Origin of the sequence: Variovorax sp. V116 (assembly GCF_041154435.1) — a bacterium.
GTDB classification, from domain to species: domain Bacteria; phylum Pseudomonadota; class Gammaproteobacteria; order Burkholderiales; family Burkholderiaceae_C; genus Variovorax; species Variovorax paradoxus.
On sequence record NZ_AP028661.1, the window covers coordinates 4,279,716 to 4,292,400 of the forward strand.

General features: G+C 66.2%; 14 protein-coding genes. 6 read left to right on the forward strand and 8 right to left on the reverse strand.

From position 1 onward, the window contains the following. Positions 1-57 precede the first annotated feature (57 nt). From flhB to ACAM58_RS20320, 5 genes are read left to right on the forward strand one after another with little or no spacing between them, the layout of a single operon-like run. Positions 58-1,203 (forward strand): flagellar biosynthesis protein FlhB, encoded by a 1,146-nt coding sequence (flhB, locus tag ACAM58_RS20300; RefSeq protein ID WP_018906397.1) that lies wholly within the window; start codon positions 58-60, stop codon positions 1,201-1,203. Then, positions 1,200-3,293, forward strand: a complete 2,094-nt coding sequence (flhA, locus tag ACAM58_RS20305; protein WP_015866915.1) for a flagellar biosynthesis protein FlhA — start codon at positions 1,200-1,202, stop codon at positions 3,291-3,293. The genes flhB and flhA overlap by 4 nt, the downstream gene beginning before the upstream one ends. Continuing rightward, entirely contained in the window at positions 3,290-5,644 is a 2,355-nt protein-coding gene (gene flhF, locus ACAM58_RS20310) for a flagellar biosynthesis protein FlhF (protein ID WP_369663416.1), read from the forward strand. Before flhA ends, flhF begins: the two co-directional genes overlap by 4 nt. Next, positions 5,641-6,543 (forward strand): flagellar biosynthesis protein FlhG, encoded by a 903-nt coding sequence (locus ACAM58_RS20315; protein WP_015866917.1) that lies wholly within the window; start codon positions 5,641-5,643, stop codon positions 6,541-6,543. Before flhF ends, ACAM58_RS20315 begins: the two co-directional genes overlap by 4 nt. After that, complete coding sequence (locus ACAM58_RS20320) at positions 6,518-7,249, forward strand: RNA polymerase sigma factor FliA (protein WP_027730267.1); 732 nt, start codon at positions 6,518-6,520, stop codon at positions 7,247-7,249. Before ACAM58_RS20315 ends, ACAM58_RS20320 begins: the two co-directional genes overlap by 26 nt. Positions 7,250-7,320: 71 nt before the next feature. On the opposite strand, the gene ACAM58_RS20325 is transcribed toward ACAM58_RS20320, so the two are convergent. After that, positions 7,321-7,689: a hypothetical protein gene (locus tag ACAM58_RS20325; protein WP_038107915.1), complete on the reverse strand. Its 369-nt coding sequence runs from the start codon at positions 7,687-7,689 to the stop codon at positions 7,321-7,323. Positions 7,690-7,704: 15 nt separating this feature from the next. Further along, a complete protein-coding gene (locus tag ACAM58_RS20330; RefSeq protein WP_369663417.1) occupies positions 7,705-8,184 on the reverse strand; it encodes a hypothetical protein in 480 nt (159 codons plus the stop codon). 269 nt (positions 8,185-8,453) lie between these two features. Between ACAM58_RS20330 and kdsA the strand changes: the two genes are divergently transcribed. Beyond that, positions 8,454-9,305 carry a 3-deoxy-8-phosphooctulonate synthase gene (kdsA, locus tag ACAM58_RS20335; protein WP_369663418.1) on the forward strand — a complete coding sequence of 284 codons (852 nt, stop codon included), beginning with the start codon at positions 8,454-8,456 and terminating at the stop codon, positions 9,303-9,305. 112 nt (positions 9,306-9,417) lie between these two features. Here kdsA and ACAM58_RS20340 read toward each other — a convergent pair whose 3' ends face one another. The 6 genes from ACAM58_RS20340 to cheY form a co-directional block, all read right to left on the reverse strand. After that, the gene (locus ACAM58_RS20340) at positions 9,418-9,831 is read right to left on the reverse strand and encodes an energy transducer TonB (protein WP_369663419.1); all 414 of its coding nucleotides are present in this window, start codon (positions 9,829-9,831) and stop codon (positions 9,418-9,420) included. 196 nt (positions 9,832-10,027) lie between these two features. Continuing rightward, positions 10,028-10,480, reverse strand: coding sequence for a VOC family protein (locus tag ACAM58_RS20345; protein ID WP_369663420.1), 453 nt, complete (start codon positions 10,478-10,480; stop codon positions 10,028-10,030). 41 nt (positions 10,481-10,521) lie between these two features. Continuing rightward, the gene (locus ACAM58_RS20350) at positions 10,522-10,950 is read right to left on the reverse strand and encodes a GNAT family N-acetyltransferase (protein ID WP_369663421.1); all 429 of its coding nucleotides are present in this window, start codon (positions 10,948-10,950) and stop codon (positions 10,522-10,524) included. A gap of 36 nt (positions 10,951-10,986) precedes the next feature. Beyond that, on the reverse strand, positions 10,987-11,526 hold the full coding sequence (locus ACAM58_RS20355) for a nucleotidyltransferase family protein (protein WP_369664504.1): 540 nt from the start codon (positions 11,524-11,526) through the stop codon (positions 10,987-10,989). Between the two features lie 78 nt (positions 11,527-11,604). Further along, positions 11,605-12,261, reverse strand: a complete 657-nt coding sequence (gene cheZ, locus ACAM58_RS20360; protein ID WP_018906387.1) for a protein phosphatase CheZ — start codon at positions 12,259-12,261, stop codon at positions 11,605-11,607. 1 nt (position 12,262) lies between these two features. Beyond that, complete coding sequence (cheY, locus tag ACAM58_RS20365; protein WP_026284205.1) at positions 12,263-12,658, reverse strand: chemotaxis response regulator CheY; 396 nt, start codon at positions 12,656-12,658, stop codon at positions 12,263-12,265. Positions 12,659-12,685: the final 27 nt, after the last annotated feature.

A 12,685-nucleotide genomic window follows, 5' to 3' on the forward strand; every position in this document is an offset into this window, starting at 1 on the left:
AAACCAACAATCAGCCATGAGCAGGCGTGCTGTCGCCAACGCTCGCCCGGAGCATCAATGGCTGAAGAAAGCGACCTCGAAAAAACCGAACCCGCCTCACCGCAGCGCCTCGAAAAGGCCCGCGAGCAAGGGGACGTGGCGCGGTCGCGCGAATTGGCGACCTTCGTGCTGCTGGGCACTGCCGTGGCCGGCCTGTGGCTCACGGCCGATTCGCTCGGCGCCACGCTGCGCGGCGCGCTGGCCCAGGGCCTGCACTTCGACCGCGCCGCAGCGTTCGACCCCGCCCACATGCTGGCGCGTGCCGGGCTCATGGGCCAGCAGGCGCTGCTCGCGCTCGTGCCGCTGTTCGGCATGATGCTGGTGGCGGCCGTGGCGGCGCCGCTGATGCTCGGCGGCTGGCTGCTCTCGGCCAAGGCCCTGGCGCCCAAGTTCAGCAAGCTCGATCCGGTGGCCGGCGTGGGCCGCATGTTTTCGGCGCAGGCGCTGTCGGAGCTGTTCAAGGCGCTCGCCAAGTCGCTGCTGATCGGCGGCGTGGCCTGGCTGGTGATCATGGGCAACGTGGACGAAGTCTCCGCGCTCATGGCGCAATCGGAGCGCGCCGCGCTGCCGCAGATGATCGTGCTGGTGGCGCACAACTGCGCGCTGATCGCCTCCGCGCTGTTCCTGGTGGCGCTGGTCGACGTTCCCTACCAGCTGTGGAGCTACCACCGCAAGCTGCGCATGTCGCGCGAAGACCTGCGCCAGGAACACAAGGAGAGCGAGGGCGATCCGCACATCAAGGCGCAGATCCGCCGCCAGCAGCAGCAGATGGCGCGCCGGCGGATGATGTCCGAGGTGCCCAAGGCCGACATCGTGGTGACCAACCCCACGCACTTTGCGGTGGCGCTCAAGTATGTGGACCACGACATGCGCGCGCCGCGCGTGGTGGCCAAGGGCAGCGACCTGATGGCCGCGCGCATCCGCGAGATCGCGCGCGAGAACAACGTGGCAATCCTCGAGGCGCCGCCGCTCACGCGTGCGCTCTTCAAGCACACCCGGCTCGGCGACGAGATCCCGGCCGGCCTCTACACCGCGGTGGCCGAGGTGCTGGCCTGGGTCTACCAGCTCAAGCGCTGGCAAAGCGAAGGCGGCGAAGCGCCGCGCACGCCGGCCGACCTGCCGATTCCTGAATCGCTCGAATATTCACCGAAGGCCGCCGCATGAACGCCATGGCCACCCTCACGCGCCTGCAGTCGCAACTGTTCTCCGGCAGCCAGTGGAAGGGCCTTGCCGGCCCCATCCTGATCGTGCTGATCCTGAGCATGATGGTGCTGCCGCTGCCGCCCTTCCTGCTCGACCTGCTGTTCACCTTCAACATCGCGATGTCGGTGATGGTGCTGCTGGTGAGCATGTACACCATGAAGGCGTTGGACTTCGCGGCCTTTCCGGCCGTGCTGCTGTTCTCCACGCTGCTGCGCCTGTCGCTCAACGTGGCCTCCACGCGCGTGGTGCTGATGCACGGCCACACCGGGCCGGACGCGGCGGGCAAGGTGATCGAGGCCTTCGGCCACTTCCTGGTGGGCGGCAACTTTGCCGTGGGCGTGATGGTGTTCATCATCCTGGTGCTGATCAACTTCATGGTGATCACCAAGGGCGCGGGACGCATCGCCGAGGTCGGCGCGCGCTTCATGCTCGACGCGATGCCGGGCAAGCAGATGGCGATCGACGCCGACCTGAACGCCGGCCTGATCGGCGAGGAGGTGGCGCGCAAGCGCCGCCAGGAAGTCGCGCAGGAAGCCGACTTCTACGGCTCGATGGACGGCGCCAGCAAGTTCGTGCGCGGCGACGCGATTGCCGGCCTGCTGATCATGGTGATCAACATCATCGGCGGCCTGGTGGTCGGCATGCTGCAGCACGGGCTGGACTTCGGCACCGCGGGCACGACCTACACGCTGCTGGCCATCGGCGACGGCCTGGTGGCGCAGATTCCGGCGCTGGTGATCTCGACCGCCGCGGGCGTGATCGTCTCGCGCGTCACCACCGACGAAGACGTGGGCCGGCAGCTGACCGGCCAGCTGTTCTCCAATCCGCAGGTGCTCTTTCTGACGGCCGGCCTGATCGGGCTGATGGGGATGATCCCCGGCATGCCGAACCTGGCCTTCCTGCTGATCGCGGGCAGCCTCGCGTGGCTGGGCCGGCGCATGCTCAAGCGCGCGCCGCAGGCCACGGCCGAACAGGCCGCCGCAGCCCAGGCCGCGGCCATGCCGTCGGCCGAGGCACCCGAGGCGACCTGGGACGACGTGGCGCTGGTCGACCCGCTCGGCATGGAGGTCGGCTACCGGCTGATCCCGCTGGTGGACCAGACCCAGAACGGCGAGCTGCTGGGCCGCATCAAGAGCATCCGCAAGAAGGTGGCCCAGGAGATCGGTTTCCTGGCGCCGGTGGTGCACATCCGCGACAACCTGGAGATCCCGCCCAACACCTACGTGATCAGCCTGAAGGGCGTGGAGATCGGCCGCGGCGAGGCCTTCCCCAACCAGTGGATGGCCATCAACCCCGGCCAGGTGAGCGGCACGCTGCCCGGCACGCCGACGCAGGACCCCGCCTTCCACCTGCCCGCGGTGTGGATCGACGCCAGCCTGCGCCAGGAAGCGCAGGTGCTCGGCTACACGGTGGTCGATGCCTGCACGGTGATGGCCACGCACCTGAACCACCTGATCCAGACCCATGCCGCCGAATTGCTCGGCCGCCAGGAAGTGCAGCAGCTGCTCGACCAGATCGGCAAGACCGCGCCCAAGCTCACCGAGGATCTGGTGCCCAAGGTCATCTCGCTGAGCACGCTGCACAAGGTGCTGCAGAACCTGCTCGACGAAGAGGTGCCGATCCGCGACATGCGCACCATCCTCGACGTGATGGCCGAGCATGCGCCCACCGTCAAGGACGCGGCCGAGCTCACCTCGCTCACGCGCCTGGCGCTCGGCCGCGCGATCACGCAGCAGCTGTTCCCGGGCGATTCCGAGCTGCAGGTGATCGGCCTGGACAGCGCGCTCGACAGCGTGCTGCAGCAGGCGCTCACCAACAACAACGGCATCGAGCCGGGCCTGGCCAACAGCCTGATGCAGCAGACCCGCGCCGCCATCGCGCGCCAGGAGCAGCTGGGCCTGGCGCCGGTGCTGGTCGTCCAGCATTCGCTGCGCGTGCTGCTCTCGCGCTTCCTGCGCCGCAGCTTCCGCCAGCTCAAGGTTCTCTCGCATGCAGAGATTCCTGACACCCGCAACATCAAGATCACCGCCACCATCGGAGGAAGAGTTTGAACATCCCGACAGACGTCCGCACCAGCGCGCGCAAGTTCGTCGCGCCCACCAGCCGGGAAGCACTGCGCCTGGCGCGCCAGTCGCTCGGCGACGAAGCCATCGTGCTGACCAACCGCGTGACCGCCGAAGGCGTGGAGATCGTGGCCATGGTGCAGGAGGATGTGGAAGGCGTGCGTGCGAGCGCCGCTGCCGCGCCGCCGGCGCCCCAGCCATTGCCGGCAGCCATGGCCGCTCCGGCGCCCGCCAATACTCCCATCGCAGCGCCTGCCGCTGTCCCCGCGCCCCTGGCCGCGGACAGCGTGCTCGGCGAACTCCATTCGATGCGCTGCATGATCGAGGAGCAGCTGGCCGGCGTGGCCTGGAACGAGAAGCAGCGGCGCGACCCGATGCGCGGGCGCCTGCTGCGCACGCTGCTGGGCGCCGGCTTCAGCGCCCGCCTCTCCAAGGCCATGCTGGAGCACCTGCCCACGGGCCAGAGCTATGCCCAGGGCATGGCCTTCGTGCGCTCCGAGCTGATCCGCACGCTGCCGGTTCACGAGGACGAGGACGCGCTGCTGGCGCAGGGCGGCGTCTATGCGCTGATGGGCCCTACCGGCGTCGGCAAGACCACCACCACGGCCAAGCTCGCGGCGCGCTGCGTGATGCGCTTCGGCGCCGACAAGCTCGCGCTCGTCACCACCGACAGCTACCGCATCGGCGCCTACGAGCAGCTGCGCATCTATGGCCAGATCCTCAACGTGCCGGTCTACGCCGTGAAGGACACGGCCGACCTGCACCTGGTGCTGCAGGACCTGCAGGGCAAGCACATGGTGCTGATCGACACCGTCGGCATGAGCCAGCGCGACCGCGCCGTGTCCGACCAGATCGCCATGCTCTGCAACAGCCAGCGGCCCGTGAAGCGGCTGCTGCTGCTCAACGCCACGAGCCACGGCGACACGCTCAACGAGGTGGTGCACGCCTACCGCCACGGCAGCGGCAGCGATCTCGCGGGCTGCATCTTCACCAAGGTGGACGAGGCCACGCACCCCGGCGCGCTGATCGACACCGTGATCCGCCACCGCCTGCCGGTGCACTACGTCTCGAGCGGCCAGAAGGTGCCCGAGAACCTGATGCGCGCCGACCGCGCCCAGCTGGTGGACAGCGCCTTCCAGGCCAACAGCCGCAGCGCGCTGTTCGTGCCCGGCGAAGGCGACCTGCAGGACGGATCGGCGAATGCCGAGGCCTCCGCAGCTCACGCGGAGGCCGAACGCCAGCGGCTGCAGTACCGCCAGCTGATCCGCGCCATGGCGCACGACGCGCAGGAAGTGGCCGCCGCGGCGTCGGCACTCGCGGCCGCGCCGCTCGGCTTCGAGCAGGCGCGCACGCTCTGGCGGATGGCCGCCGACGAGGACGTCGGCCACAAGGCGGTGCTGCAGGCGCTCATGGCGCATGCCGCGAGCGAGATTGCCGCAAGCTGCGACACCCACGTGCTGGCGCTCAGCGGCCAGGTCGGGCTCAAGTCCGACGAAGGCGGCGACGCCTACCAGTGCCAGGGCAGCCTGCTGCTGTCCGACCGCGGCGGGCAGCCGCTCTCGGCGCCCAACCAATGGCTTTCCACCGCCGCGACCCGCAGCGCCGCCGACCCCACGCGCAAGCCCGGCGTGCGGCAGGTGCAGTGGCTGCGCCAGCAGGACTTCGGCAAGGCCGTGGTGCACATGCTGCCGCGGCTGCCCGCGGCCGAGCTCATGCTGCAGTGGCAGGTGCAGCGCCAGCAATGGATGGCGCGCGCGCCGGGCTCCACGGCCGTGACCGATCCGCGCACCGGCGAATACGCCACGCTGACCGGCCTGGACTTCAGTTTCGGCGAGGCGCGCGCCGTGGTCTTCAAGGGCCGTGCCGCGCTGCAGTCGGTGGCCGAGGCGCGGGTCACGCTGCGCACCGACGGCGGCCTGCCCGGCCTGCGCTGCATTGCCACGCGCCTGACCGATGCGCGCAGCCACAAGGTGCTGGCGCAGAGCTATGCGCTCACCAACATCGGCCGCGACATCGGGCCGCAGCAGCTCGCGCAGTGGCAGGGCTGGGCCGCCGAGGCCGAGCCCTGCCTGCGCCTGCTGCGCCAGGGCCTCTCGGTGCTGGGCGGGCTTGGCGAGGCGGGCGATCCGCACATGATGAAGCGCCTGCTCATCGCCGGCCAGGTGACCACCACCGTCTGGCGCCTGCAGCAGGCCGGCGGCGACTGGGCCGGCCGCACCCGCGCGCTGCTGTCGCAGCTGACCGGCCGTCCCGCGCGGCCCGGCCGCCCCGTGTCGGGCAACGTGCTGTATGCCGGCGTGGGCAAGCTGTTCTTCCTGCTGGAGGCGCTGGACACGTGAGCAAGCTGGTGTCGGATCAAGCCGATGGGCTGCGGCGGCTGCTTGCGCAGTCGTCGGCGCGCATCATCGCGATCGCAAGCATGGGCAACCGCCCCGGCGCCACCACGGCGGCCATGAACCTGGGCGCCGCGCTGGCCCACATGGGCAAGGACGTGCTGCTGCTCGACGAGCACAGGCCGGGACCGGATACGGCGTGCGCCGCATGGGCCGCCGATCCGCTCGGAACGCTGGCCGACGTCGCATCGCAGCGGCTGACCTGCGAGGGCGCCGCCGCGCGCACCGAGTGCGGCGTGCATGTGCTGCCGGCGCCGCTCGGCGGCCAGCCCGACCACACCGACCCGCGCCTGCTGTGGGACGGCAGCATGATCCTGGTCGACGCGGCGCTCGACGCCGTCGGCAACCTGTCGCCGCTCGCGCGGCTGGCGGACGAGCTGGTGGTGGTGCTGCAGCCCCACCCGGCCTCCATCACCGCCACCTATTCGGGCATCAAGCGGCTGCACTACGCGCACGCGCTCAGGCAGCTTCGCCTGCTGGTCAATGGCGTGGCCGACCCCGAGGCCGCGCGCCAGACCATGGCCAACCTGGTCGACACCGGCAGCCGCTACCTGGCGGTTTCCATACAGCCGGCCGGCTGGGTCCGCGCCGACCCGCACATGGCCGATGCCAGGCGCCTCGCCCGCACCGTGGTCGAGGCCTTCCCGGCCAGCCCGGCGGCGGTGGATTTCCGCGTCATCGCCGCCGCTGTTGCGCAGTGGCCCTGGCGTCCGGCCGTGCGGCCGCAGGACACCCGGACCGCGCTCTGGCGGCCCGAGGCGTTGGCATCGGAGCCCGTGGCGGCACAAGAGCAAGAGACGGAAGACGAAAGGGACGGCCGTGTACACCGCGCAGGGAACCTTTGAGAAGTCCCACCTGCTGAAGCAGCACCAGCCGATGGTGCGCCGCATGGCGCTCCAGATGCTGGCCAAGCTGCCCGCCAGCGTGGAGCTCGACGACCTGATCCAGGCCGGCATGATCGGCCTGCTCGACGCTTCCACGCGCTACCAGGACAACCGCGGCGCGCAGTTCGAAACCTTCGCCAGCCAGCGCATCCGCGGCGCCATGCTCGACGAACTGCGCGCGAGCGACTGGGGCTCGCGCGGCCTGCGCCAGTCGGCGCGCAAGGTCGAACAAGCCATCCAGGCGCTGGAGCACCGGCTCGGCCGCTCCGCCAGCGAAGGAGAGATCGCCCGGGAACTGAAGATGGAGCTGGACGACTACCAGTCGCTGCTGCAGGACATCCAGGGCTGCCAGCTGCTCTACGTGGAAGACTTCGCACAGGATGGGGAATCAGAAAACCCCTGGCTCGAGCGCCAGGCACAGGCCGACGCCCGGCTCGGCGGCGACGATCCGCTCGCGCAGCTGCTCGAAGCGGGTTTCCGCCATGAGCTTGTCGATGCGATTGCCGCGCTGCCCGAACGCGACCAGCTGCTGCTGAACCTGTACTACGAGGAAGAGCTGAACCTGCGAGAGATCGGCGCGATCCTGGAAGTGACGCAGTCGCGCGTGTGCCAGCTGCACAGCCAGGCGATCAGCAGGTTACGGGCGAAGTTGAAGGATTCGCTTTAGGGGTCGGACCGGACGCGGAGCGCTCCGAAACGGATTCTCGCCGGCGTGAGAGGTCGCACTGCCCGACCGTATCAGTAGGCGTACGGAGAGACCTGCACAAACGGGTCGGCCTGGACTCTAAAACCATATGGCGCTGGGACGGTGTTGTCGAAGCGGCCAGTAAACAGGTTCGCAGCCGCGAACTCAATGAATCTCCCGCGCTTGTCATTGATGACCCTGGCGCCGGGACAGCCCAACAGGCTTAGATGAATAACCGGTTGAAGCTGCGTTGAACAATAAACACTGACGGCAACGTCGCCGCTCATCGGCCGCACCGTTAGCTCAAGGCGTAGTTCTTGACGATGAACAACATAGTGAAACGAGACCCCGTACTCTTCTTCATCTGGAGCTACTCCGAGAAGTTCAAGGAATTCGACTGGCTCCCACACAAGTTCTGACATGACAAATCCGGCAGGCTATGGGGCGTTCTGCGGTGTAGCGACTATCCATTCTGCCGTCACAGCGCCATCGCCGTACATCAACAGGTCGACCACATTGTCGAGACTCACAAACCGAAAGTGACGCGGCATGCTTCGCGCTAGCCCAATGGTCTGGAAGTCTGTGAATGACGCCAACCACTGCGAGTTCTTGACCTCCAAGAGCGGGAATGCGTAGCCGTCCCATCTTCCCTCAAGCCGGGGAATCTCGGCTGCCGGCATCGCCTCCCATGGGTGGGCGAACTCGGTGTGGGACATGCATGCCATGACGCTATCAAAGCGGACCAGGAGATCCCGCGCTGAAGCGCCGCGAATGTTCGAAAAACTGAGTCGGACCGTGTGACCACCGGGTTCCGTGCACAGCACGATGTAAGCGCATGGAGCAACCACATCCCTGACCGGCGTGAAGCGAATGTAGGTTTCTTGCATTGGGGATACGTAGATCGCTTTGTTGGTCATTGGACAGTGCTTGGCCCGCGGATCGAGGATTTAGCCGCTTCGATCATGGGGCCCCATTCGCGTCAAAACGCTGCAGAAGGTCGACCACCGACGGTTCGACCGAAGGCGCTTTGACAGCACACGCAGATATCGCCATGGCCCGATGATATTCACAAGGCGATGGGCCGGAAGGTCCGACTCTGGCGACTGCAGCCATTGGGGCCAAAAGCGTGATTTTGTGGGCGCCCTCAGAGCGCGAGAATGTTGACAGCACTACAGGAGAACTTTTCTTGACGACCATCGCCATCACCCCCGCAATCAACGTCAGCAACGGCCAGGGCTTTGTCCTGTTTGGCGGCGTGAACGTACTCGAGTCGAAGGACATGGCCCTGCGTACTGCGGCGGAATACGTCCGAGTCACGCGGAAGCTTGGCATCCCATATGTTTTCAAGGCAAGTTTCGACAAGGCGAATCGCTCGTCTATCCATTCCTTCCGAGGGCCCGGATTGGAAGAGGGCTTGAAAATCTTCGAGGCCGTCAAGGCGGAGTTCGGCGTGCCTCTTCTCACCGACGTTCACGAACCGTGGCAGGCAGATCCTGTTGCCGAAGTCGTGGACGTTTTACAGCTACCTGCGTTTCTCGCTCGCCAGACCGACTTGGTGGTCGCGCTTGCCAAGACCGGCAAAGTCATCAACGTCAAGAAACCTCAGTTCCTGAGCCCGCCGCAGGTGCTCAACATCGTGGAGAAAATCAGGGAGGCAGGAAGCTCCCCCGTCATCCTGTGCGACCGTGGCACTTGTTTCGGCTACGACAATCTTGTGGTGGACATGCTTGGATTCGGTGCGATGAAGAAGGTCACCGGGAATCTGCCGGTCATCTTCGACGTTACCCATGCCCTCCAGCAACGTGACGCGAACGCCGCCGTCTCTGGCGGGAGACGGGAGCAAGTGGCTGAACTGGCGCGCGCGGGCCTGGCCGTAGGTTTGGCGGGCCTCTTTCTTGAAGCTCATCCTGACCCAGCGCAGGCTAAATGCGACGGTCCCAGCGCTCTGCCGCTGGACCAGTTGGAGCCTTTTCTGGCGCAGTTGAAGGCATTGGACGACTTGGTGAAATCGTTCTCGCCCCTGCATATCCGCGCCTGAGCGATGCATCGCAATCCGATGGATCCGCATTGGAAAGCTAACCATCAACGGGCAAGTTCGAACCGTGAGCAGGTTCAAGACATCGCCTGCCATCAAATGCCACGCCAGCTCCTCAACAGTCCAACGGGCTGAGGCCCCGGCATTGCGCAGAAGCCTTGACGTTGATTGGTAACAACGTGGTGACCGGTATCGTCGCTCCTGCCTCGCGGTAGGGAATGAACTTGGCACCAACGAGCGCTCGCGCTGCTGCGCTATCGAGCACGGCGCTGCCGCTGCTGGTGACCAGCGATGTTTTGCGCACAGTGCCGCGCTCGTCCACGTGCACCCGCAGCACAGCGGTTCCGTTAGGCATCGGGTCATTCGTGTTTTGCCGGGGCATTCTGAGTTGCAGTGGCTCGGCCAAGCGAAGCTGGCTCGGCGACACGGTCTTGTCTGGCCACGCGTCGGTCGCGCTGGAAGAGGCGCAACCTTCTATGCCGATCGCGCAACATAAAAGCGCAGCAACCGCACGAATTCTCATATGCATGTTTCTGTGTTCGTTATCTGAGTGTTGGCACTTGGCTGAACGCGGCTCGTTAGCTGACGGCTACCCGCTCTGAGAATCGCGTGCGATGCGGACCGGTTTGCACGCCTCACACCGCCAGACGATCACCCCATCCATATACGTGGCGCTCATCTACATTCAAACGGCACCTGACGTTGGCGGCCGCTTGATGGCAGGTCTATGCGCCAGCCCCGCCTCCACCAAGCTGCTCGGCAAGCCCGACGATGATGCCCTCTGGCCCGCGGATGTAGGCCAGCCGGTAGCTGTCTCCATACTGCATTTCGCCGATGATCTCGGCCGCGTGGGCGCGCATGCGCGCGACGACGCTGTCGATGTCATCGACCGCGAACATGATGCGGCGGATGCCCAGCGTGTTCACCGGTTGATTCACAGGACCAAACCTGATCGCATTGGGCGTGTGGAACTTGTCCAGCTCGATGCCCTGTCCATCGGGCGTCCGCAACATCGCCAGGGTGGCGCGGACATCCTTGAGCCCGATCAGTTGTCCGACCAAGGGCCCGTCCACTGTTGTTTCGCCCTCGAGCTTGAGGCCCAGTTCGATGAAGAACGCCTTGGTCGCTTCAAGGTCGTCGACAACGATAAGGACGTTGTCCATGCGTTTAAGCGTCATATCCTTCCTCTCCTGACTTTGAATGCAGGCGTTCGGAGCCGCTATGGTTCCAGCGCTTTCTTCATGTACGCCATGTAGAAGCCCTGAATGCAGTCGTCGATGCGCCCGAACTCTTCGTATCCCTGCTTGAGGTAGAACGCGCGGGCCTGCCATTCGAATGTGTTCAGCGTCGCGTTGCGGGCGCCCAGCTCGCGGGCTTTGTGTTCTGCCATGGCGAGCAGCCTGCGGCCCACGCCCTGGCGCCTCGCTGCATCGTCCACAAACAGCAACTCCACGTTCAGCCATTGCAGGAATACAAACCCGCGCAGGCCACCTACGAGCGCGCCGTCCTGGTCCTTCGCGCTGACCCAGACCGGCTGCACCTGTCCGTATTCGCCGACAAACCGGTAGTTGAACTGCCGCATGCGGCGACCCAATTCGCCCGAGTGCACTTCCTCGGCCGTGGGGGTGTAGATCTCGAAGTTGCTCATGGGTGGAAAGCCGGCTGCTGGCCGCATTCTGTCCCTTCAGCCCATCTCGACCAAAAGCCGCGGCCATCGCTCGCCGAACCGTTTTGCCGCAACCCGCTGCCGGTAGGTCGCAAGGCTTGCACGCAGGGGGTTGTGCCGGACGCGCAGCGCGAACAGGTCGTCGAGTCCATGCGGCGCGACGACGCCCAGCGATCCGTCCTCGTTCAGCCAGACACCGACGCAGGTGGCAAATTCCGGCCAGGTTGCAACGCCTTCTTCCAGCGACGCGAGAGGAGGCACCACCTGGCCGAGGGCGGCGGCGAACCAGCGGTGCACGCCGGCCTGATTCGTCACTTCCCAATTGAAGCCTGGCATGGCCGAACGAAGCTGGTTTTCAAGGCCGGCATCCTGCTCCGGACTGGCCTCCACGTCGAAGTAGACGACATCCAGGTCTTCGACGGCCGAGCGCCGCTCGAACCCGTGAAGGGTGTCCCACACCAGGGACCGGATGGCGCCGGCGCCAATGCACCAGGACCGCAGCCCGAGCGAGCGGACCGCCCGCAGTGCGGCCATCAACTCGTCCGATGCGGCCACCATGGCGGCAAGCCTCTGCACATGGTCTGCCTTGGGGCTGGAAGTCATGCCCCGATGGTAAGCCGGCCGCCCCGCGCAGCCTCAGAACCCGAGGCTCTCCAGCAGGTCGTCGACCTGCGCCTGGCCCGTGACGGCCTCCGGGTTGCCGGGCACCACCTGCGGGCCGTTCTGCAGGCTGCCGGCTTCGGCCTCGTGGCGCTTCTCGGCGTGCTTGTCGAGGTGCGAGTTGTCGATCAGCACCTGCAGCAGCTGCGTCTCGACGTCGTTGACCACTTCCATCATCTTCTTGATGACCTGGCCCGTGAGGTCCTGGAAGTCCTGCGCCATCAGGATCTCGATCAGCTGCGTGTTGATGGCACCGGCCTTCTGCGGCACGTCCTGCAGGTAGCCGCGCGTGTCCATCACGAGCTGACGTGCATGGTCCAGCTCGACCGGGTTCGCAAACCATTCGTCCCAGCGCCGGCTCAGGCCCTTGGCGTTGCTTGCAAGGTCTTCCTGCAGCGGCTGGGCCAGGTCGATGGCGTTGAGCGCACGGTGCGCCGCCCGCTCGGTCATGGAGGCGATGTAGCCCAGGCGATCGCGCGCATCGGGAATGGCCTGCGCGGCCTTGGCGACCTGCTTGTCCAGCCCCAGTTCGCGCAGGCCTTCGCGCAATTGCCGGGTCAGGTGCCCGATGCGCCCGAGCAACTCTTCGGCCGTGTTCCCGTGCTCCGCGGGTTCGAGCGCAGCGTGTGTCATGTCAGGCCGCCTCTTTCTGGAGCTTCTCGAAGATCTTGGTGATCTTTTCCTCGAGCGTGGCCGCCGTGAAGGGCTTGACCACGTAGCCGTTGGCGCCGGCCTGCGCGGCCGCGATGATGTTTTCCTTCTTGGCCTCGGCCGTGACCATCAGCACCGGCAGCTTGGCCAGCTCGGGGTCGGCGCGGATGGTCTGCAGCATGGTGAGGCCGTCCATGTTGGGCATGTTCCAGTCCGACACCACAAAGCCGAAGTTGCCGCCGCGCAGCTTCTCGATGCCGGCCGCGCCGTCTTCGGCCTCGTCGACGTTGAGGAACTCGAGTTCCTTCAGCAGGTTGCGCACGATGCGCCGCATGGTCGGGAAGTCGTCCACGACCAAAATTTTGATGCTCTTGTCAATCACGATTCTTCAACTCCAACAGTTCGT

What these genes read in the sequence shown, in the direction of transcription:
- flhB (WP_018906397.1), top strand. Translation starts at nt 58, where the DNA reads ATGGCTGAAGAAAGCGACCTCGAAAAAACCGAACCCGCCTCACCGCAG.
- flhA (WP_015866915.1), top strand. Translation starts at nt 1,200, where the DNA reads ATGAACGCCATGGCCACCCTCACGCGCCTGCAGTCGCAACTGTTCTCC.
- ACAM58_RS20325 (WP_038107915.1), bottom strand. Translation starts at nt 7,689, where the DNA reads ATGTCAGAACTTGTGTGGGAGCCAGTCGAATTCCTTGAACTTCTCGGA.
- ACAM58_RS20330 (WP_369663417.1), bottom strand. Translation starts at nt 8,184, where the DNA reads ATGACCAACAAAGCGATCTACGTATCCCCAATGCAAGAAACCTACATT.
- ACAM58_RS20340 (WP_369663419.1), bottom strand. Translation starts at nt 9,831, where the DNA reads ATGCATATGAGAATTCGTGCGGTTGCTGCGCTTTTATGTTGCGCGATC.
- ACAM58_RS20345 (WP_369663420.1), bottom strand. Translation starts at nt 10,480, where the DNA reads ATGACGCTTAAACGCATGGACAACGTCCTTATCGTTGTCGACGACCTT.
- ACAM58_RS20350 (WP_369663421.1), bottom strand. Translation starts at nt 10,950, where the DNA reads ATGAGCAACTTCGAGATCTACACCCCCACGGCCGAGGAAGTGCACTCG.
- ACAM58_RS20355 (WP_369664504.1), bottom strand. Translation starts at nt 11,526, where the DNA reads ATGGTGGCCGCATCGGACGAGTTGATGGCCGCACTGCGGGCGGTCCGC.
- cheZ (WP_018906387.1), bottom strand. Translation starts at nt 12,261, where the DNA reads ATGACACACGCTGCGCTCGAACCCGCGGAGCACGGGAACACGGCCGAA.